The following is a 22,136-nucleotide window of genomic DNA, read 5'->3' as shown; positions in this document are numbered from 1 at the left end:
GGTTATTTATCCTTGGCTGACGATGACGATATGCGGGTAACCATGGGGTGTTCCCAAGAGCCCTGCGCACGGTAATTCAATTTTAGCACCTTACCCGAATCCCCAAACAGCGCCGGGCCGAGAAGCGGAAAATGCCCCAGAAGCCAATCAAAACTTTGCAAGGGATAAACCTGCAAATTCAGATTCATTTGCTGATCAACCATGTCCAGAGTCCCTGCTCCATGCATGGCCAGCGCACTGGAGCTCAGACGAATATCCTGACTGCGCGCCAAACCCTTCCCGAGCACAAACCTTGCGGAAAGCGCATCAAAAAACAAACCCTCTCCAAATAGTGGTCGATAATCCAGAGTAAGCAAATCTTTCAGCAGGGTCGTTGGATTGGCATAAACCAGCCAGGACACATCCGTCCCCATTTTTTTGAGGCGGCCGTTTTTTATATTGGACTGGATTGTCCCTTGAAGATGCTGCACATTCCATTTCCAGGGCGGGCCCGGCCAGGAAATTTTACCCGTATAGCGGGCTTGCCCGTATTCCAGACTGTTCATCCCCACCGCTTCCAGAGCCGGGCCAATATTGTGGCTCTGCACGGTTCCCTGCACTGTAGTCCTACCACCATCCAGAGGCTGCCATGTCCCGCTGAGATCCCAGTGACTATCCAGCCACTCCCCTTTCAAAGCCGATAGTTGCCAGCCTCTTGGTGAGCGTTTCGCCTGTAAGGTCACGTCATTAGCGAGATGCCCACGCCAGTCCAGATGGTGCATATGGGCGTCCAGGTCCAGTGGGCTACCTGCTGCCCAGGCAGGAGCAGAAGGTAGCCCGGAAGCTGGCGGGGCAGACTGCAGAGGTTTGGTCTGCGCAGGGCTGAGTACCAGTTTCTGCACATTCAGATGAATGGCGGCCGCTTGTGCTGGACCTCGTGCCGCCTGATAAGTGAGCTTGCCAGCAGACTGAGGGCTGCGCCAGTGCAAATTCCCATTACGGCCACGGGCCGCTCCCTGCATACGGGTATGCTGCCAAACCTGCCCCAGCAGTTGCACTTGCTGCCAATGCAGGTCAAAACGGGTGCTTGGCAAACTGCCTCCCAGACCACCCTTCGGTAAGAGAGCAAACCATTCATCGACAGGTAGAACCTTACCCTGTCCGTCTATCCTCACGCCGTAGTCGGGCATTTTGGGAAGGGGCCCAGCACCCAGACGTAACGCTGCAGCCCGCCACTGCCAATGCCTACCCGCCCCTTTCCAACCTAGTCGGGCTTGACCTTGAGCCGCGTGAACAGTCAGATCAAAGGCACGATGCCAAAATCCCCGTCCCGAAATGCTTACGGGGGACGCATCCGCATAATTCCAGTTAAAGGGTGCCGGGAGCGTACTTCGACTACGCTGTAACCGGGCCTCTCCCAATAAGCGCAGCCTGCCATTTTCCAGGGTTGCAGACACCTGATAGGGAATCACACCATGCAGTCTGGATTGCCAGGATTGCGGCAGCGGTAACTGCCCGGCCTGCAACGCCCCCTGCAATTGCATCTGCAGATCAGCCTGCTGGTCAAGCTCTTTAGCTTGTACACTCAATTGTGCAGGGCCGCCCACAAACTGACCCTGCAGGTTTTTGGCACGGATAGCATCACGCTGAAAATGAATGGGTCCAGAAATGGATTCAGCTTGCCAGTTTCCTATTTTCATACCGGCTTTCTGCAAAGCAAGCACCCCCTGCACCCGGGTTTTTTCATGATGAAAAGGCACCTTCAGGGCCAGCTGCAACTGTCCCTCCCCGGAAAGTTGCAGCGGCAAATTTTGCGCATGACTCAAAATTGGGGTCTGACGCAAATAAGGCAGCAGTTTTGCCATAGCCAGGGGCGTATTAATTTTTGCATACAGAGGCGATGCCTGTGCCGTATCCAGATGGCCAATAGAAACTTGCGCATCCCGTACCGGAATCCCGGAAATATCCCCGTGACTGCGAACGGTTAATGCGTTTCCAGTCCACTGCAAATGCGCATCCAGGTGCTCCGCATCCGGCCAGCGTGGCGCGTAATGCAAATGCACGTTTTGAAAATGCGCCTGCAGATTCAGATGTTCATGCTGGCGGTTTTTGGGCAAATGCTGCCAGGGGCCTTGCCAGCGCAAATCCGCCTTTGCCAGAGTACCACTGATAAAGGCCCTGGAAAGCCAGCGCCGCAATGCCGGTAAAATTCCCTGATTCGGCAGAAAAGTGTTGATGTCGCGTACCGGCATGTGTTGCAGCCGGGCTTGCAAATGCAATTGTTGTGGATCAATGCTGGCGATTAGCTGCAAATCTCCAGGGCCATGAACAAACACCGGAGCAGCCTGCAAAGACCACTGCTGAGCATTCCAGTGACCAGAAATATTCCCCGACACTTTTTGTAAAACCCAGGGATGCGCAAAATAACGCGGCCAAAATACATTCAGTTGTCGGCTTTGCAAGTGCAGGTTGAATTGCTGCGGTTGAAAATCAAGATAGCCGCTCAATCCGTCCAGACGTGGGCCCTTGCCCAAAGCGGGAATATCCAGATCGTCCAACCGCGTTTGCAGTTGCCAGCCCAGCTTTTGGGCGTTCCGGTTTTTTACAAAATGCACCTGCATATCCCGCAAACTTCCGTGCCAGAATGATTGGTGTCCGTTTTGCCAGTGCGGCACTAATAAAGGGCCGCCGATGTCCATAACCAGCTGAACAGGCAAGCGTTTGGCACTCAAATCACCCTGCAATCTTCCCTGCCAGTGGAGACGCAAAAGGGCGGACAAGGGCTGCGCACTGATCCCACTGATTTGTGCAATCTCAAGCTGCCCCGAGTGGGCACGCCCTTGCCAGCGGAGCTGCCCTGCTACCCCGGTCGATTTTTGCCCCGAAAAATCCGGATGCTTCCATTGAAAATGACCGTCCAAAGCGCTGGGCAAGCCACCCTGCCAGACCAGACTACCCTCTGCATTCAGCATTCCCTGCAGCGCCGGAAAACGGCCATCCAGCGCATGTAACCAGGCTAAGGGCAGGTTATGTAGCGCCCATTGCCCATTTCCTGCTGAACGCGCTGGCTGGCCAAAAATGCTCCGCGCCGCGCCCGAGTATTCCAGGCTGCCGCCTTGTGACCAGTCGAGGTGAACCTGCATGTTCGGTCGTAAACCGCCCGTACTGAGCCACTGCAAATGCAAGTCTGTTGAATGATGATGGTCCGGCAATTCAATCAAAAAATGTTGGATTTGCAGGCGTGCTGGATCCAGTTTGAGCTTAAAAGAACCATTGGATTGACCCGGTTTCAGTCCGGCTAGCTGCCAATGACCCTGGGCATTTTTGAGGAGTTTTACAGAACCACTGGCCACATCCAGCTTTCTGGCCATTAGGTCGCCCGCAAACAGCGGCAAAACAAAAAACCGCAAGTTCACATCATTCAGGGACAAATCCGGATGAGCGGCAGACCCAATCAGCAAATGCTGAAATTGAATCGTGGGCCCGCCCTTCCATCCAGTCCGGATGGCACTCAGTTGCACCGGTTCCGAGAAATGCGCTACCAGGGTGCTGCGCAGATAATCCCGGAGCAGTTCCGGCCGGTATATAAAAAGCAGATAAGCAGCGAATACCAGCAACAGCAAAGCGGCAACCAGCACCGCCGAAATTCGGGCGAACCCGACAGCTAGTCTGTGCAGAGACTGTCGCAGTCCTGCCTGATGCGGGGCATCAGCATGGGCATCAGCCATGATACCCGGTCGATGTCAATAAATAAGCCGAGGAAATACGCGAACTTCCTGAATAGCACAAGAAAATGTACGGGAATTGTCAGGGTCGTATCATAACCATCTTCAGGTACACTGTGAACATGCCCTGCCAAGGAAAACCCCATGTCCCAGAGACCTGTGCCTGAGAATCCAACAACTGGAATCGATTTACCCCCCCTGATCACCGAAACTCTCCGGCAAATTCCTGTAGACAGGGGAGCCATAGAAGCACTGGTCACCATCATCTGGACAACATTTTCAGAAACCCAGCGCAACAACCTGCTGGAATATGGTGCAGATTTTATCCGGCATTACTTGCAGGTAGCCTGCGCCAGCCCCTTTCTGCGTCAGTATCTGCAGCGTCATCCCCAGCATCTGTTTTTATTGGCCAAAGGAGAAGTTACCCCGCTTCCCGACCTGAAAAATCTCAGCGCTGAGGACTTCAACACGGCACTACGGCGCTATCGGAATGCGCGGATGATTGAAATCATCTGGCGGGATCGCAGGCCGGGCGAGCAGATGCCGGAAACCGTAGCAGCTATCAGTATGCTGGCCGAAACCTGTTTACAGGCGGCTTGCACATACGCTCAGACATTATTGGAACAAACCTATGGATGTCCCGAGAACGAGGCCGGAGAAGCGGTTTCTTTCGCCGTCATTGGCATGGGCAAACTCGGTGGAAATGAGCTGAATTTGTCCTCGGATATCGACCTCATTTTCTGCTTTAGCGAAAATGGCAGCAGTAATGGTCCTCGTTCGTTGGAAAACAGTGAATACTTCAGCCGTTTGGGGCGCTGGCTGATTCAGGCGCTGGATCAACCCGGTGCCGAAGGTTTCTGCTTTCGCGTAGACATGCGTCTGCGCCCGTTTGGTGATGCCGGCCCCCTCTGCATCAGTGCTGCCGCCATGGAGCATTATTATCAGGTCCATGGGCGGGGTTGGGAGCGTTACGCTTTCATCAAGGCCCGGCCCGTTGCGGGCAGCTTGGATTTTGGTGCAAAAGTGCTGGAAATGCTGATGCCTTTTGTTTACCGCCGCTATCTGGACTTTACCGCCCTGCAGGGACTCCGTGAGGTCAAGGCGCTGATGGATGCTGAACAGGGCGAAAGTAGTCATGACATTAAAAAAGGACAAGGCGGCATTCGCGAAATCGAGTTTATCTGTCAATCACTCCAGATCATCCATGGAGGACGCACTCCCCAACTACGCAATACCAATACCCTCAGCACGCTGGATGTTCTCCACGAACTGAATCTACTGCCAACATCCGACTTTCTGTTATTGGGCAAAGCCTACTGTTTTTTCCGTAATACCGAGCACTGTCTGCAAATGGTCCAGGACCAGCAAACCCAGCAACTTCCCCGCAATGAGCGCGAATGGCAGCGACTGGCTTGCGCCATGCACTATGAGAATGTGGATAGTTTCCAGATGGATCTGGACGCCTTACGCCAGCAGGTCCATCAGCTTTTTTTACAAACGCTGGCTCCGCAAGCTGCGCCTTCCAGCAATACCCCAGAAAAGGGGCGACAACTCTGGCTGCATGCCCAAAACCATACTCTGGAAATGCTCCCTGAAGATCTTTTCCAGCAACTGCATTTTCCAAACCCGTCAGAAAGCTGGTCACGACTCTGGCGCTTTGCCCATAGCCGTGATGTCTCTTTGCGGCTCTCCACCGAAGGACGCCAGCGTCTGGATAATCTGCTGCCGCAGATTCTGGAAATTTGTGCACAGGAAGCTGACAGCGAAGCGCTTCTTCAACATTTTCTGAACCTGCTGGAAGCCATACTCAGCAAAGCCAATTATCTCGCGCTCCTTGCCGAAAATCCCCGCTATCTGCAGCATTGTAGTGCGCTGCTGCACAGTCCCTGGTTAGCGCAGCAACTCGCCCGCTTTCCTGTGCTGCTCGATGATGTACTCAGCAACAACCACCAGTCCGGGCAATGGCCGGAAATTCTCCACGCCCAACTACAATATGCGGAGGACCAGGAAGAACGCATGGATGCCCTGCGGCGCTTTAAAAATGCCGAGTTGGTCCGCCTGGCGGCCAGCTTCTGGACGCAGCAGTTATCCATTGAGGCGTTACTAAAGCAACTCAGCGATCTGGCACAACTTAACCTGCAAACCGCGCTGGATTGGGCCCGATTGGAAATGGAACGCCGCCATGGCCGGATCCGCACTCAGGATGGACAGACCGCATCTTTTGCAGTCATTGCTTTGGGCAAGCTGGGCGGTCAGGAAATGGGCTTCGCCTCGGACCTTGATCTGATTTACTTATATGACGCCCCGCCTGATGCCGAAAGTGACGGCCCAGCCCCCCTTCCCGCCTCCACCTGGTTTGCCCGCCTGGGACAAAGGCTCATCCACCTGCTCAGCACGCTGACCCGCGCAGGCATTCTTTATGAAATTGACATGCGCCTGCGGCCCAGTGGTCAATCCGGCCCCTTGGTCAGCAGTATGGAGGCTTTCAGCCGCTACCAGCACCAATCCGCCTGGATCTGGGAGCATCAGGCCCTGACCCGCGCCCGCTGGGTGGCCGGCAATCCGCAGTTAGGGGCACGTTTCGAACAATTGCGTCACGCCATTTTGAGTACCGCGAGAGACGCCAAGACCTTGAAAAATGCCGTGCAGAGTATGAGAAAACGTATTTTCGACAATAAAAACATAGCCCCACAAGCTTTTCATCTGAAATTGAGCCCGGGTGGACTGACAGATATCGAGTTTCTTGTACAATTTGCTATGCTAGGCGCTTGCCCACAGCAGCCAGATTTGTGTCAGAATACCAGCACCGCTGCAGCCATCAGAGCCTTGATGCAATCCGGTGTTTGGGATGCCCAACAAGGTTCTGATTTGCTGCATGCCTGGAAACTCTACCGGCAAGTAGAAAACGAACGCTGGCTGAACTTGCAGCAAAACAATGTACATGCCGATGATACCCCGCATTGGGAGGCTTTGCAGGACGCCTCAGCAAAGGTGCGGGTTATCTGGCAGGAATGGATTGGTAGTTATACGGATTAAGGAGAAGTAAAAATGTCCATGGCGGATCGCGACGGTTTTATCTGGTTTGACGGCAAAATGGTGCCCTGGAGAGAAGCTACGGTGCATGGACTGACCCACAGCCTCCATTACGGCATGGGTTGTTTCGAGGGCGAGCGTGCTTATGCCACTCCCCAGGGAGCCGCTATTTTTCGTTTGCCGGAGCATACCAAACGGCTGTTCAACAGCGCCAAAATCCTGCAGATGGAAGCACCGTTCACGGAAGCCGAAATCAACGCGGCCACCAAGGAAGTGATTCGCGTGAATGAGCTGGAGTCTGCCTACATTCGCCCGCTGCTGTTCTATGGCGCCGAAGGCATGGGTTTATCTGCCAAAGGCCTGAAAGTCCATGTTCTCATTGCCGCCTGGAGCTGGGGCAGTTATCTGGGGCAGGAGGCTCTTGAAAAAGGCATCCGCGTCAAGGTCAGTTCATTCAATCGCCATCAGGTGAACATCCACCTGTGCAAAGCCAAGGCTACCGGCAATTATATGAACTCCATGCTGGCCCAGCGCGAAGCTTCATCCTGCGGCTATGATGAAGCCTTATTGCTCGACCGTGAAGGCTATGTAGCCGAAGGTTCCGGCGAGAACGTCTTTATGGTGCGCGACGGCATTCTCTATACCCCCACCCTGACCAGTGCCCTCGAAGGCATAACCCGCGACACGATTCTCCGTTTTGCCCGGGATGCCGGCATTCCCATTGTCGAAAAACAGCTCACCCGCGATGAATTTTATATTGCCGATGAGGCTTTCTTTACGGGCACCGCCGCCGAAGTCACACCGATTCGCGAAATTGACGGAAGAGTCATTGGTAATGGCAGTCGGGGCCCCATCACCAGCCAGTTGCAAAGCCGTTATTTCGAGACGGTCGCGGGACGTCGGGATGACCATCCCGAATGGTTGCATCACGTCGCCTGAATCATGAAAAACACCATTCACTGCTGCAACAAGGGGTTCACCGAGGTGGAACCCCAACAGTTACCGCTCTATTGCCCACAACCGGAGATGAGCCGCTGGAACGGTCACCCCCGGGTATTCCTCAAAATTGAAGAAACGGGCGAAGCCCGGTGTCCCTACTGCGGCACGCTCTACGTATTGAAGGGTGGGCCGCTAAAAAAGGCGGCAGGACACTAAATCTGGAGGGAATCGGCAGTTATCCCCTGGGCTTTTTGCTCCAACGCCCCTTGCCTGTTGTTCTAAGGTTCATCCTGCTGTCAGGAGAGAACTCGCCCTTTGGGCTCAGACAGCTCTCCTGACGGGCGCAGGATTTCACCAAGAACAACAACGGCGCGGGACAAAGTCGCTGCAAAGCCCAGGGGATAACTGCCGATTCCAGTTCAATGAACATGGCCGCTCGTCAGGATTTGGGCAACCAGCGCATAAAGGCCCGGGGGCCTAAATAGCCCTCCTGCTGGGTCTGCACCTGACCATTTGCGCCAATGGCCATAAATGCCGGCGGGCCAACCAGATTGTAGCGCTTCAACAAAGCCCGACTATTGGCGTCATCCCGGGTCACATCCACGCGGATTAATACCCGATTGTGCAGGGCATTTTCCACCTCTGGCGTCGCGAAAGTCACCTTGTCCATGCGCGCGCATTCCACGCACCAGCTGGCCCAATAATCCACCAGGACGGGTTTCCCATGCGCCTGCTTCAATGCAGCATCAAGGGCTTGGGGGCTTTTCACCATGCTAAAGTGCAATGCCGCCTGCTCTGAATGGTCTGCACTTTTAAACGCCCCATTGACTCCTGAGAGCGGCTGTAGCGGATCACTGGCGCCGCTCAACGCGCCCACCCCCATCACCAGACCATAGGCAAGCAGGAGGATTCCCGCGCCTTTCCAGAAGCGTCTCCAGCCTGCGGCTTCAGCCCCCATAGTATCCAGCGCCCCCAGGTAAATAGAGGAAATAACGGCCAGTGCGGCCCAAAGCGCCAGACTGACCGCTCCTGGCAGCACCCGGGCCATCAGCCAGATGGCCACCCCCAACATCAGTACGCCAAAAATCGCCTTGACTGCGTCCATCCAGGCACCGGCACGCGGCAACAGCCGACCCGCCGAAGTCCCAATAATCAAGAGGGGTACACCCATCCCCAGACTCAGGGCAAATAGCGACAGCCCGCCCAAAAATACATTACCTGTCTGGGAAATAAACAATAAGGCCCCTGCCAATGGTGCCGCTACACAAGGGCCGACAATGAGCGCCGACAAGGCTCCCATGACAAAACTACTGAACAGATGCCCACCCTTACCCACCCCGGAAAGCCGGGTTTGCATTCCACTGGGCATTTGCAACTCATAAAACCCGAACATGGAAAGCGCCAGCAACACAAATATCAGTGCAAATGCCCCCAGTATCCAGGGATTCTGGAAAACAGCCTGCAGGTAGGCACCTGTTATTGCTGCCAACACGCCCGCAATGGTGTAAGTCAACGCCATGCCTAAAACATAAGCCAGCGACAAAGTAAAAGCCCGGGATTTTTGTGTACCCCGTTTAGCCTCCTGACCGACAATCAGCGCTGACAAAATAGGAATCATCGGAAATATACAGGGTGTAAAAGCCAGTCCCAGACCGGCAATGAAAAACAGTCCTAAAGTCAGCCAGAAACTGTCCTGCAGAGCACCAGCCAATACTCCGGCATTGCTGCTAGTTTTTACCTGTGCAGACTGGGAATGGGGACTGGGTACCGAAGCGGTCGGTATCGGTGCAGAAGCTGGTGCCAGCAAGGACAGCTGTATCGTCTTGCTTTGTTCAGGATAACAAACCCCCGCGTTGGCGCAGCCCTGATAAGTGGCTTTGACGGTCAGCGTGCCCGGCGGGGTGCCCTTCACCGAGAAAGGAATGATTACGGTGTTCTCGCCCTCCAGAACCCGCATTTTTCCAAAAGCCGGGTCGTTTAGCATCACCCCCTTGGGAAGCGTGTACTTTCCCAACAAAATGCTGGTGGGCAGCACCGAGACATGAATACGGTCTCTATAGAGGTGATAACCGGGTGCCACGTCCCAGCGCAACTGCAGATGGTCGGGACTGGACAATTTCGCGGAAAAGCTGAACGCCTGATCCGGGCTGAGAAAATGATCGGCATGGGCATAAGAAGCACTCAGCCCCAATAACAGAACTGCACTACATAAAAGGATGAATCTGGCCCAAAGGGTCCTATGTGCTTGCAGAACAACCATGCCGATTTTGCTCCCGAACCTGTAGATGAAAGCCCCTGTAGAGGCTTCAAAGGGGAAAGCATTGCAGCCTACCCTTCTCATCTACTAGCAACAAGCAGGCCACAGCCTTCCTGAGCAGACATCAGCATCGGTCTTGAAGAATATTTTGCTGCCCAGGAACTTTTTGAATGATCCATGCTCCAATCTTATGCAAGCGGCTGTGATAGGTTGCGAGCGCATGTTTCTTCCTCCTTTGGTGGTTTTAGGGCGAATCTTCGGATTTCGCCCTTCTTTTTTCCGACCGGTCGGGATGTTATTTGCAAGAACTGACACTGTTTGCTAATATACTTGGGCGATCTGCATCAGTCAGTTTGGATTGCGAGCGCATGTTTCTTTCCTCCTTTGTGGTTTTAGGGCGACTATAGGGTCGCCCTTTTTTTATGTGGAGCCACAGCCATGATACCTTCTGCCGAACGCCCCTTTACGCTCGTTCATGCCAACGGTGAGCGCCTTGCCGGACTCATTCATGAAAACCATCAAGACCCGGTAGGCATTTTTCTACCTGGTTTTGCTTCCAACATGAATGGCTCCAAATCCCGGCTGCTGGCTGAATATGCACAAAATCAGGGTTGGTCGTGGGTGCGCTTTGATCCTCGTGGCGTCGGCCGCTCTGATGGACTGTTTGAACAACTGACCCTCTCACGTTATCTGGAAGACTTGCGCCTGATTCTGCAGATGCTCGAAAACCGACCGGTCATTCTGGTCGGCTCCAGCATGGGCGGCTGGCTGGCCACTATTGCCGCGACACGCTGGCCAGAACGTCTGCGCGCCCTCCTCCTGATTGCACCCGCCTACAACTTTATTCAGACGCTTTTCCAAACCCTTTCGCCAGAAGATCAACACCACTGGCAGACCAGCAACCTCCGTTGTTGGCAGGACCATTACGGACTTGGTGAATTGCGCATGCGCTTCGACCTGGTAGCTGACAGCTGGCGCTATGATTTACTGCGCTTCCCGGTGCACCTGCATTGTCCGGTGGAAATTCTGCATGGGACTGACGATGAGGCCGTTCCTCTGCAGCAAAGCTATCAATTTGCCGCCCACGCTCAGGGTAAACATCTGGCTGTGCGCGCCCTCCCCGGTATCAACCACCGCTTACAGGGTGCGGATCGGGTATTACTGCAGAGCCTTTCCGGACTCTGGTCATACACAACCGAAAAGACACCCGATGATTGGACTATTCACCAAAATCACGCCCGACCCTCTTGACAGCAAAATCTCAGCGCCTATGATTAGCACTCGATGGGTGTGACTGCTAACAACACCCAGGATGAAGACATCCATTCACTTGTAAAAACGAGGAAATGCTCAATGAACTTGCGTCCTTTACATGATCGCGTCGTTATTCGTCGTCTGGAAGAAGAGCAGAAGACCGCCGGCGGGATCATCATTCCCGATACGGCCAAGGAAAAACCCGTGCGTGGCGAAATCGTCGCTGCTGGTCACGGCAAAATTCTGGAAGACGGCAAAGTCCGTGCCCTCGATGTCAAAAAAGGGGATCACGTTCTGTTTGCCAAATATGCCGGCACCGAAATCAAGGTGGAAGGCGAAGAGCTGCTGGTGATGCGTGAAGACGACATCATGGCGGTCATCGAAAAGTAAGCGTTGCTGAATATATCAACCCTTATTCATTTATTTTGAGGAGTATTTATGCCAGCCAAACAAGTTGCCTTTGCTGAACACGCCCGCGAAAAAATGCTGCGCGGCGTCAACGTACTTGCCGATGCCGTCAAGGTCACCCTGGGCCCGAAGGGTCGCAATGTGGTACTCGACAAGTCATTCGGTGCCCCCACCATCACCAAAGACGGTGTATCTGTTGCCAAGGAAATCGAACTGTCTGACAAGTTCGAAAACATGGGCGCACAGATGGTGAAAGAAGTCGCCTCCCAGGCTTCCGATGAAGCCGGTGATGGCACCACCACCGCCACAGTTCTGGCCCAGGCCATCATCCGCGAAGGCCTCAAGGCCGTGATCGCCGGCATGAACCCCATGGATCTCAAGCGCGGCATCGACAAGTCGGTCGCCGTCATCGTCGAAGAGCTGAAGAAGCAGTCCAAGCCCTGCAAAACCCAGAAAGAAGTGGCGCAGGTCGGCACTATTTCTGCCAACTCGGATGACTCCATCGGCAAAATCATTGCCGAAGCCATGGAAAAAGTCGGTAACGAAGGCGTCATCACCGTCGAAGAAGGCTCCGGCCTCGACAACGAACTGGACGTCGTGGAAGGTATGCAGTTTGATCGCGGCTACCTGTCCCCCTACTTCGTCAACAACCAGGACAAAATGGTTGCCGACCTGGAGAATCCATACATCCTCCTGCACGACAAGAAAATCTCTTCCATTCGTGACATGCTGCCGGTCTTGGAACAGGTTGCCAAGGCCAGCCGTCCGTTGCTGATCATTGCTGAAGACGTGGAAGGCGAAGCCCTGGCTACCCTGGTCGTCAACACCATGCGTGGCATCATCAAGGTTGCTGCCGTCAAGGCACCCGGCTTTGGTGACCGTCGCAAGGCGATGCTCGAAGACATGGCCATTCTCACCGGCGGCCGCGTGGTTTCCGAAGAAATCGGCATGAAACTGGAAAGCACCACGCTTGCCGACCTCGGTCAGGCCAAGAAAATTGTCATCGACAAGGAAAACACCACCATTATTGATGGTGCTGGTCAGCAGGGCGAAATCAAGGCCCGCGTCGAGCAGATCCGTCGTCAGATGGAAGATGCCAGCTCCGACTACGACCGTGAAAAACTGCAGGAACGGGTCGCCAAACTGGCCGGCGGCGTTGCTGTCATCAAGGTCGGTGCCGGTTCCGAAATGGAAATGAAGGAAAAGAAGGCCCGTGTCGAAGACGCCCTGCATGCTACCCGTGCAGCCGTCGAAGAAGGCATTGTCCCCGGTGGTGGTGTGGCTTTGGTTCGCGCCCGTCATGCCTTGGAGGACTTCAAGGCTGCCAACCATGACCAGGATATGGGTGTGGCCATCATCCGTCGCGCCATTGAAGAACCTTTGCGTCAGATTGTGGCCAACGCCGGTGGTGAAGGCAGCGTCATCCTGAACAAGGTGGTAGATGGTAAGGCTGGTTATGGTTACAACGCCGCCACCGACGAATATGGTGACATGTTCGAAATGGGCGTCATTGACCCGACCAAGGTGACCCGCACCGCGTTGCAGAAGGCCTCCAGCATTGCTGGCCTGATGATCACCACGGAAGCCATGGTTACCGAACTGCCCAAGAAGGATGACAGGGCAGGCGGCGATATGGGTGGTGACATGGGTGGTATGGGCGGCATGGGTGGCATGGGCGGCTTCTAAGCCCCTTCACCCGCAGTCTGTAGCATCAGAAAACCGGCCCCCTGATTGGGGGCCGGTTTTTTTGCGTAAAAAAACCTGTTCCACATTAAGTACGTACCGCATTTGAAATCACCAAATACAGCAGCAACAGAATCAGCCGTATCAAAAAAATTACAGGCTTAAAAAAGCCTCTTCAGGTTTGTTTTAATTGAAACTTTACCCATACAACTGAATCTTCATATAACCGTGGTCATCAATTTGTTACACACAATTGATATGTGCAAAAGAGTCTCCCGCTTAAATAAAACTTAACTCATTGTTATACAATGATTTTAATCGTTGGCACGATAGCTGCTTATGACGAGCGTACAGTTCGCTTCCTGGTGCTACGAAAATGAATACACTTCATAAGATCACCGTTAATTATAAATGGTCAATATTAGCTCTTGGCTTGATATGTTTCGTGCCTTATGTTGGGTTAGCGCAAGCAGATACCCTCGTATCTAGCAAGCAAATTCAGAAAGAAGCAACCCTGTTTCATCAACAAACGAATTTAAATAAATCGTTTGTTGGGGCGAGCAAAGCAACCAATCAATTTGAAATAGACAGCAAGGTATCCAATCAACAGTTGGCGAGAGTCTCGGGCAAAGGTATTCCGGTTAGCCTGCCTACGATAGGACGGAACACCAATGGAGTAGTTCTTTGGGATGAACTGCAGACTCGCTCTGGCGGCGGTAAAACCTCCTTTGAATGGAGCGGCGGGAACAATCTGCAAAGCATCAGCATGTCCACAAATCGCTAACAATTTTTCAGATAAAGGGAGCCGAGAGCAATGAAGTCAGAATTTCTTGTAGGGTTGGCCTTGATATTTGCCGGATTTTCCGTGAGCGCTACAGCAGCCCCTCAGACAGCACCCGTAAATCAGTCGAGCAGCGTTATTGAAGGCAATGCGTTTGTAAACAGTACCGGTATTATGGCTATTAATGAAGTTGCAGGCGTAGGTAATGCTCAAGCAAACCGCGTCCAAATGGTTATTGGTGCTATCAGACCTGTATCAAATAATATCTTGTCGCAAAGCGTTACAAATACTGATTCATCCACAAAAGATCCATCGTCAACACCCAACAGTTTGAATAGTGTGGTCATTAGTCCCACAGCTTTTAAAGGCGCTGAAGGCATTGCTCAGATCAATCAGGTATCAGGATCAGGCAACACCTCAGCAAACAGTTTCGCCCTCGGGATAGCCCCCGGGGTGATTCACTAGGCAGTATCAACATCGTTGTTATGTGTATACACCCACTCAAGGAGAATAGTATGAAAACCTCTATCAAGTTAAGTCCAGTTGCCATTGCCATCGCCGCCCTCGTGGCCGCGCCCATGGCGTTCGCTGCAGGTGCCAGTGTCAACAACGGCCAGCAGAGCAGTAGCAATACCCAGATCTCTGTTCTGAACTCCACCAACCATGCCAACATGCTGGGCAATGCCGGTGCGGGCAGTGTTGGTAACGTTGGCGTCAATATCGCCACAGGTAACCAGAACCAGCAGTCCAACGCTGGCTCCTTGGCCGCCAATGGTAAGATCCATGCCGCATCAACTGCCGCTGTTTCTGCCACCCAGGGTCAGGGTCGTAATCTTGCCATCCAGATGGTTAATGGTAGCAACAATGTCAACATGACCGACCATGCGCTCTCCGGTGCCTCCGGCAACATTGGTGCCAATATGGCCTCCGGCATTTTCAACCAGCAGCAGAATAATCTGGCCGTGTCTTCTGCCAAGAAGGCTGTGAGCTCCACCGCAACGACCAGCACCAGCCAGAATCTTGGTCAGAATTTGAGTGCCAGCGTCTATAACTATGGTAGCCAGGGAAATGCCAACAACACCCAAATCGGCGGAAGTGCGTTAAGCAACACTACAGGAAACATCGGTGTCAACCAGGCTGCGGGCATTAGCAACCAACAGAGCAACTCCATGGCGCTGGCTTCCGTGAGCAAGAAAACGACGAAGTCCGACGCTTCCACCTACACCGCGCAGAGCCAAGGGCAAAACCTTGCGATACAGGTGGTGGGTGGTGCCAACGCTGTCGACCTGACTTCACACGCTCTGCAGGGAGCCGCTGGCAACATCGGTGTAAACATGGCCTCGGGCAGTTTCAACCAGCAGCAGAACAGCACCTCCATAGCCAGCGCTGCCAAGAAAGCTGGCATGGTTGACTCGGCCACCAACACCAGCCAGAACATGGGTAGTGAGGCCAACCTCAGCACCCTGAACTATGGCCACATGGTCGGTGGCAGCAATGAAACTGGTGTTTATGGGAATGTACTAAGCAATGCTGCTGGCAACATTGGTCTCAATCAGGCTGCCGGTATCAGCAATCAGCAGAGTAACTCCCTGGCCATTGCCACTGGCAGCAAGAGCTATGGTGCCACCGCCACTGCAGGTACCAGCCAGTCCATGGGTGGAGTCCTCAGTTCACAGGGCATCCCTGTAATTTTTGGGCCTTTGGCCTGGTATCTGTCCTACCAGAACAATGCCGCCGGAATCGGTAGCAACGCCCTGCACGGTGCCACTGGCAACATTGGCGTGAATCTGGCTTCGGGTGCCAACAATCAACAGGGTAACTCTACCGCTCTGAGCTACGTCAGCAAAGGGAAGAGTCATTCTTGGGCCTCCGCCACGGCTGCTGCCGATCAGCTTTCGGTCAGCAACATTGCCTCTGATACCAACACCACCGATTCCAGCTTCATCAATGGCAATGCAGCAGAGAATGCCATCGGCAATATCGGCATCAACGTGGCCACCGGAGTTCAGAACCAGCAGCAGAATGGGCTGGCACTGGTTTCAGTGGCTTCTACCCACGCCATGGCAACAGCTAGTGCGCCAGTCAGTCAGATGGCCTATGCCAATCTTGGTGGCACCGTAGCCTCGACCTACACTAGCAGCGTCAGCGGCAATGCCTTGCAGAATGCTTCCGGCAACATCGGTCTGAACGTCGCCGCCGGCAACGGCAACCAGCAGTCCAATACCATGGCAATTGCCAGCGCTCAGTAAGCACCAGATGAAACTTCGCCACCCCCTATGGGGTGGCAGTTTTACAAAATTCATCAGGAGGCTGCCATCATGTTTAAATCCAAAGTTATACGTCCTTTTGTCTTGTCCAGCCTGATCATGGCAGGGGTGTTTGCTCTTACCCAAAGCAGTGATGTCAAGGCAGCAGCCTTTGGCGGGATCATTCCTGGAGCGGGCGTCATTCGTCTACCTGTCACCAATATGATAGGCATGCATTTTATTCATGTCGTTCGGCAACACACAGACTTTTCCTGTGGAGCCGCTTCATTGGCAACCATCCTCAAATACGCATTCGGCCAGAATGTTGACGAAGAAGGGGTCATAAAAGGCCTGTTCACCGTGAGCAATCCAGCAGAAGTTAAAAAAGTCGGATTTTCCATGCTGGATCTTAAAAAGTATGTAGACAAGATCGGGCTAAAGGGCGAGGGATACATTGTCACTCCCGCAGAGCTCGAAAAGATTCATATTCCGGTCATAGTGTTATTGGATCTTGGCGGCTACAAGCACTTTGTTGTTCTTGAGAAAACGGGAGCAGAACACGTTTATCTAGCCGATCCTGCCCTAGGGAATCGTATCATGCCCAAAGAACAATTTCTTAAGGACTGGAACAAGATTGTTTTTGCCGTATTCGGGAAAGGCTTTGAACCGCACTCGGTGCTTCTTAGCCCACCAGAACCACCCAGCGCACTTAAACTGCTGCATGGCATTTTACCCAACACAAAAGTATCGCCGGCACACTTTGGTTTTAATCAGGCAAATTACTTTTAATCATAAATATACTTGAGAGAGGCACACCATGAACGAATACCTACACCATAAAACTGCAGCAATGGCAGGTTGTTGTATGATGGCTGCCTCGTCGCTGCTTCTTAGTCCAGCAGCTTTAGCACTCCCCTTAACACAGGTACTACCAATCAGCTTCAAATCCGTTTCTGATCAAGCCTTATCTAAAATAGTGGGACGCGGCGTGATTGGTGGCACCATCGTTTATTTTGGCGTGGAAATGCAAACTAACTGGACCTCTGAAAATAGCCAAACACCCATGCGCAGCACCATGAATGTCGCACTAAACAGTTCTGGGAATATTTTCTTACCCACTATTACCTATTCTGTAAATGGTAACCTGCCTCAAGCCACCCAAAGCTCCAATAACCATGTTGATGGTAGCGGACTTAATAACACCAAGGGAGTAACACAAGCCATTCAAATTGCAGGGAACAGCAATTCGATTCAGAACGGAATGACATTAAATGTGGTTAAAGGGACACCAAACACTCCTACTTCTGGCACAGCCCTAACGGAAGGCGTAAACAATATAAATAATACGACTACCATGACTGTACAAAATGGACAGTTATCCATGGCAATCAATAATGGAGGGGCATCTGTTCGTCAAGGCATAGGACCCAATGGATTATTCCAAATAGCTCAGGTGGGCACCAATCTAAACATCATACAAAATCAGATGAAGCTGACCTTAGGTGTCAATCAAAACAAAGTAAATACCCAGAACATCGCGCAGTTACAGTCAATTTTGGGCAGTATGCGTGGATTAACTGCTGCGCCATAAAATATTTTTAGTGAATTTAAAAATGGGAGATAACTTAATCTAAGTTATCTCCCCTGTTTTTCCACTATTAAATCACATCAGAAATTATAAGGGATAGTGGCCGTAAGCTGAAAACTCGGCGCACTACTTGTCATTCCCGCACCAAGGTTCATAATCACTGAAGTTTTCGAGTTAAAGGCATAAGTCATTCCAACATTGGCAATGGCAACATTAGCGCCACTTCCAACCAGTGTCGTCCATGGGCCACCTGGCGCCCTGATTTGCGTGTCAGACTGAATACGGTCGGCAAAAGAAGTACTCAGACTCAGTCGATCATTCAAGGCAAAAGCCACTCCCAGGCTGTATTGAAATGCATTTCCTAATGCGACTTCCCCGGGCTGAACCTGATCCATTGCCGTACTGATATCAGGAAAATTTTTATTGAAATTATAATAATAACTGACACTTCCAAAAAAAATCGCCGGATCCGAGGTGGCCACAAAAGAGAGCCCCGGGTTCAAGGTCCAAACGCCATTACCAGTGGGTAAATTAGTAGGGACGATGAGATTTGAGTTGCCAGCGTCAGGTTGGTAGACCTTTATTCCATAGGGATTTATGCCAGTAGGTGCAGTAAGCAGAAGACTGGCTGTCAAACTGGGTAAATTTTTACTTTCCTTGAAAATCTGGTAATAACCGCCAAAACTGATATCCCCAAGACGCGGACCACCCGAGGAAACCGTCGCTTGGCTGTAGCTTTTAGACGCATCCTGTGCACCGCCAATCTGGTAAACACTCTGACGATAGACAATCGGCACGTTCAGCACCAACTGCAAACGATTGGATACAGGATAGTAGGCTGATTCAGTGAACGTATAAATATTTGAATTGACTTTTGAAATATTTATATTTCCTAGAAAAATAGCGCCCAAGGCAAGAAAGCCATTGAGATTCAACGTGTTTTGATCTGAGTAGGCATAGGAAACGCTGGATTGCAGCGTTAATTGCGGATAAAAGAAATCTGAATTTTGTTGCAGAATCGCTTTTTTGCTGGCGGACTCTGGTGGAGCTTTGAGAGTTTGGTCTGCCGCACTAGCTTCTATAGAGGTTAATCCACTCAACACTGTTAGAGCAAGGCCAAGTACAAATCGATTTCGCATACTTAAGATACTCCTAATGTTTCTATTTCTCGTGCCATACGTCTGATATAGTACACTTTCTGTCAAACATGTCTTTAGCGAAAATGATAACCCAAGTAGAATTTTTTGGATACCCAGAGAAAACATATCCGGCAACCTGCTTCCTCTACCCATCTCTAATGCATTATTGATACTCAAGAAGCACAAAAACAAGCTGCTGTAACGTGGATGAAACACTCAAAATAAATTTGTAACATATTGAAAAAATGTAATTAATAGCAAACATTCAACCATTATTGTATTACTTTAGGTATTTTTTTCTTGGTCAATGATACAACTAAATCGTATCTTACTGAAAAAACAATATATTTAATTTGGCATATTATTTGCTTTGTTTTATGAACACAACAAAATGGTTGGGATAAACATGCTAGAAACAAGAACTGAGCAAGAATCAAATGAAAATGTGGTCACCGCATTGCATCCACAAAATAATAGAATATTTGCTAGTCATAATACAGCAAATAACGAAAGACTAAAATTAAAAAGAAAAGCAGACAAGAAAATTTATATACCTGTTTACAGCAAATTCCTCATTGCCCAATTCGGTGCCATTTTATGGGTTTTATTCAGCATCTGGATCGCCCTACCCTGGATAGATAGTCTCGCTGATTTATTTGGATGGGTGCTGACTATATTCGCGATTGGTGGCATGGCCATCGTTCCTGGATATATTTCAGGCATGATTATATTCAGCATCTTACTGGATCGAAGACCTCCAATGAACACACCAAGTGAGCTACCAGCAGTGAGCATATTAATTGCTGCCTACAACGAGGAAAATAATATTGAAGACACTCTGAAATCTATTCTTAATCAATTTTATTCCGGGATCATGGAAGTCATTGTTATTGATGATGGGTCTACCGATAAAACGACAGATGTTGTCGAGAAAATTACTGACCCAAGAATAAAGCTCATCAAACAAAAGAAAAATCAGGGGAAAGCAAGCGCGCTCAATGCAGGCTTGGCCATAGCTTCGCATGCTATCATCATCACCGTAGATGCCGATACGTTTCTGTACAAGGACGCCTTAAAATATATTGTGGGTCGCTACCTTGGAGACCCAGAGGGTACTGCTGCAGTTGCTGGAGCAATCGCTGTACGCAACTCAAGAAAATCATGGATCACCAGAGTACAGGAATGGGATTACTTCCACGGCATTGCGGTAGTCAAAAGAGTTCAAAGTCTTTATCAGGGTACTCTGGTTGCGCAGGGTGCATTCTCCTTGTATCAACGCGACCTGGTCAAGGAAATGGGCGGATGGACGCCTTGTGTTGGAGAAGATATTGTTCTTTCCTGGGGATTACTAAAGCAAGGTTACCGGATTGGTTATGCCGAAAATGCCATTGTATTTACCAACGTACCTGAAACTTATAAACAGCTTTTTCAACAACGTCGGCGCTGGGCACGCGGCATGTTTGAAGCAATACGGGCACATCCTGGCATTTTTTTAAAAAGAAGAATAACTCTCCAGTTCGTTTTCATGAATATGTTATTTCCATGGCTGGATCTTAGTTATCTCTTGTTTTTCATCCCAGGACTTATTGCTGCCTGCTTTGGATTTTTCCTGCTTGCCGGACCAATAACCCTCTTGCTATTACCTTTGGCAGCACTGAATAACGTCGTGATTTTCTCGGTACAAAGCACCATGTTTAAAGAACGCGGAATACACATTCGCAAAAATCTTCGTGGCATGTTTCTCTATGTGTTTCTTTCGCAATTACTTATGTCTCCAGCATCTCTCGCCGGTTACGGTTCAGAATTGTTAAGCCTGAGAAAAAAATGGGGTACCAAGTGAAAAAAAAACCTATTCAAACCATGGCAGTCATTGCTGGGCTGATCTTTTTTTGTGGTGCCACTGTTGCGGCTGCCGACCCGGGACATGATATCCGACTGGGACGCGAAGCTTTGACACAAGAACATCCTGATTTGGCTTTGTCTTATTTTCGTAAAGCCAGAGATGAAATCAATCGCCATCCCGACAAATACCATGATGATCAGCTTGCCGCCCTGTCTGGCCTTGGGTATGCCGCACTTTGGGTTGGTAATTCTCACGAAGCAGAAAACGCCTATTCCAAGGGCATCACCATCGCCCATAGTCCTGAGGATCAAAAAACCATGCGGGTGGGTTTAGCCAGGGCACTCATCAATTTAGGACGTCCAAGAGAAGCTTATGATATTTTAAAACCGGTTCGCAGCATGGGTGCGGACCCGCAATTGCAATCTGCTATTGCCAGCGCCTTATTGAGTTGGGATACCATTGCCTGGAAACATCTGGACCTGGCCGCACCCCATGGGGTTTACCCTGGACCTCAATGGCAAGTGCAACTTTTTAGGCAAACCTCGGATTTTGTATACTATCCTTTGCATGATCGTATTAACGTGGGCTATCAGTACAGCAGCGATAGCGACCACAACATCAATCAAATATACCAGGCTGGGGTCACCATTCCCGGCGTCGGACTCGGTGATAACAGCCTCAGTCCCACCATGTGGTATGCAGGCTTTCGCCAAACGCAAATAAACGACAGCGATGGTCAGATTGGCCTTTCGACCCTGGAAGGTGGCTGGTCTGCGCCCATAAATACCAACTGGAATTACAGCATACTTGGCGGAGTCAGCACCGCGAGAAACTGGACTTTTGGAAGGCTGGCAGGACAGCTGAATTATCAACCCAGCGATTCCTGGGGTCTCAACCTCAGCTTTGATCGACAACCTATTCGTACGGTTACTGCCGTGGAAAATAAAATTCTCGTTAATACGGTCAGTTTGGGGGGCTTCGGGCGCCTCAGAAATATCGGCACCGTGGGCGCCGCTTATTTTCACCAGGCTTTTAGTGATGGCAACCAGCGTGACGGAGTAGTCGTTCGTGTTACCCCTGAGTTTTACAGCTTTAGCAGCCTGCCCATCAGTGTTGGTGTTCAGGGATATTTCAGGGCTCTTCGTCAGATTGAGTGGGTAGGGGGTAGAATGCTGTGGAGCGGTCGTGCCCTGAATTGGAGTTAGCTGATGGTCCCTGAAGAGCTGTTTTCTCTCGCGTTAGGATTGGTTCCGCCGTGGTT

At 51.3% G+C, this 22,136-nt stretch carries 16 protein-coding genes; 13 read left to right on the top strand and 3 right to left on the bottom strand.

Annotated elements, in window-relative coordinates; translation table 11 throughout:
* Positions 1-2 precede the first annotated feature (2 nt).
* Complete coding sequence (locus tag HJG40_RS04745; protein ID WP_215863123.1) at positions 3-3,707, bottom strand: YhdP family phospholipid transporter; 3,705 nt, start codon at positions 3,705-3,707, stop codon at positions 3-5.
* A 141-nt stretch (positions 3,708-3,848) separates the two neighbouring features.
* Between HJG40_RS04745 and glnE the strand changes: the two genes are divergently transcribed.
* From glnE to HJG40_RS15360, 3 genes are read left to right on the top strand one after another with little or no spacing between them, the layout of a single operon-like run.
* Positions 3,849-6,740 carry a bifunctional [glutamate--ammonia ligase]-adenylyl-L-tyrosine phosphorylase/[glutamate--ammonia-ligase] adenylyltransferase gene (gene glnE / locus HJG40_RS04740; protein WP_215863122.1) on the top strand — a complete coding sequence of 964 codons (2,892 nt, stop codon included), beginning with the start codon at positions 3,849-3,851 and terminating at the stop codon, positions 6,738-6,740.
* Between the two features lie 12 nt (positions 6,741-6,752).
* Positions 6,753-7,676 carry a branched-chain amino acid transaminase gene (locus HJG40_RS04735; RefSeq protein WP_215863121.1) on the top strand — a complete coding sequence of 308 codons (924 nt, stop codon included), beginning with the start codon at positions 6,753-6,755 and terminating at the stop codon, positions 7,674-7,676.
* Positions 7,677-7,679: 3 nt separating this feature from the next.
* Complete coding sequence (locus HJG40_RS15360; protein ID WP_010637837.1) at positions 7,680-7,892, top strand: zinc-finger domain-containing protein; 213 nt, start codon at positions 7,680-7,682, stop codon at positions 7,890-7,892.
* A gap of 223 nt (positions 7,893-8,115) precedes the next feature.
* Here HJG40_RS15360 and dsbD read toward each other — a convergent pair whose 3' ends face one another.
* Positions 8,116-9,936, bottom strand: coding sequence for a protein-disulfide reductase DsbD (gene dsbD / locus HJG40_RS04725; RefSeq protein ID WP_215863120.1), 1,821 nt, complete (start codon positions 9,934-9,936; stop codon positions 8,116-8,118).
* A 435-nt stretch (positions 9,937-10,371) separates the two neighbouring features.
* Between dsbD and HJG40_RS04720 the strand changes: the two genes are divergently transcribed.
* The 8 genes from HJG40_RS04720 to HJG40_RS04685 all read left to right on the top strand — a co-directional run bounded on the left by HJG40_RS04720 (position 10,372) and on the right by HJG40_RS04685 (position 17,896).
* Complete coding sequence (locus HJG40_RS04720) at positions 10,372-11,184, top strand: alpha/beta hydrolase (RefSeq protein ID WP_226857182.1); 813 nt, start codon at positions 10,372-10,374, stop codon at positions 11,182-11,184.
* 102 nt (positions 11,185-11,286) lie between these two features.
* The gene (groES, locus tag HJG40_RS04715) at positions 11,287-11,577 is read left to right on the top strand and encodes a co-chaperone GroES (protein ID WP_215863119.1); all 291 of its coding nucleotides are present in this window, start codon (positions 11,287-11,289) and stop codon (positions 11,575-11,577) included.
* A gap of 48 nt (positions 11,578-11,625) precedes the next feature.
* Positions 11,626-13,281, top strand: a complete 1,656-nt coding sequence (gene groL, locus HJG40_RS04710; RefSeq protein WP_215863118.1) for a chaperonin GroEL — start codon at positions 11,626-11,628, stop codon at positions 13,279-13,281.
* Positions 13,282-13,654: 373 nt separating this feature from the next.
* Positions 13,655-14,062: a hypothetical protein gene (locus tag HJG40_RS04705; RefSeq protein WP_215863117.1), complete on the top strand. Its 408-nt coding sequence runs from the start codon at positions 13,655-13,657 to the stop codon at positions 14,060-14,062.
* Between the two features lie 30 nt (positions 14,063-14,092).
* Positions 14,093-14,524: a FapB/FapC family functional amyloid domain-containing protein gene (locus HJG40_RS04700; protein WP_215863116.1), complete on the top strand. Its 432-nt coding sequence runs from the start codon at positions 14,093-14,095 to the stop codon at positions 14,522-14,524.
* A 50-nt stretch (positions 14,525-14,574) separates the two neighbouring features.
* On the top strand, positions 14,575-16,308 hold the full coding sequence (locus HJG40_RS04695) for a beta strand repeat-containing protein (protein ID WP_215863115.1): 1,734 nt from the start codon (positions 14,575-14,577) through the stop codon (positions 16,306-16,308).
* A gap of 69 nt (positions 16,309-16,377) precedes the next feature.
* A complete protein-coding gene (locus tag HJG40_RS04690) occupies positions 16,378-17,094 on the top strand; it encodes a C39 family peptidase (RefSeq protein WP_226857180.1) in 717 nt (238 codons plus the stop codon).
* Positions 17,095-17,122: 28 nt separating this feature from the next.
* On the top strand, positions 17,123-17,896 hold the full coding sequence (locus HJG40_RS04685) for a hypothetical protein (protein WP_215863114.1): 774 nt from the start codon (positions 17,123-17,125) through the stop codon (positions 17,894-17,896).
* A gap of 77 nt (positions 17,897-17,973) precedes the next feature.
* Here HJG40_RS04685 and HJG40_RS04680 read toward each other — a convergent pair whose 3' ends face one another.
* Positions 17,974-19,032, bottom strand: coding sequence for a transporter (locus HJG40_RS04680; protein WP_215863113.1), 1,059 nt, complete (start codon positions 19,030-19,032; stop codon positions 17,974-17,976).
* A 406-nt stretch (positions 19,033-19,438) separates the two neighbouring features.
* Here HJG40_RS04680 and HJG40_RS04675 point away from each other — a divergent pair, with 406 nt between their 5' ends.
* Both HJG40_RS04675 and HJG40_RS04670 read left to right on the top strand, forming a co-directional pair.
* Positions 19,439-20,872 carry a glycosyltransferase family 2 protein gene (locus HJG40_RS04675; protein WP_215863112.1) on the top strand — a complete coding sequence of 478 codons (1,434 nt, stop codon included), beginning with the start codon at positions 19,439-19,441 and terminating at the stop codon, positions 20,870-20,872.
* Positions 20,869-22,080 (top strand): tetratricopeptide repeat protein, encoded by a 1,212-nt coding sequence (locus HJG40_RS04670; RefSeq protein ID WP_226857178.1) that lies wholly within the window; start codon positions 20,869-20,871, stop codon positions 22,078-22,080. Before HJG40_RS04675 ends, HJG40_RS04670 begins: the two co-directional genes overlap by 4 nt.
* Positions 22,081-22,136: the final 56 nt, after the last annotated feature.

The organism is Acidithiobacillus concretivorus, assembly GCF_018853445.1.
GTDB lineage: Bacteria > Pseudomonadota > Gammaproteobacteria > Acidithiobacillales > Acidithiobacillaceae > Acidithiobacillus > Acidithiobacillus concretivorus.
Note: the sequence above shows the minus strand (reverse complement) of the source record. Positions and strands in the feature narration are given on the sequence as shown.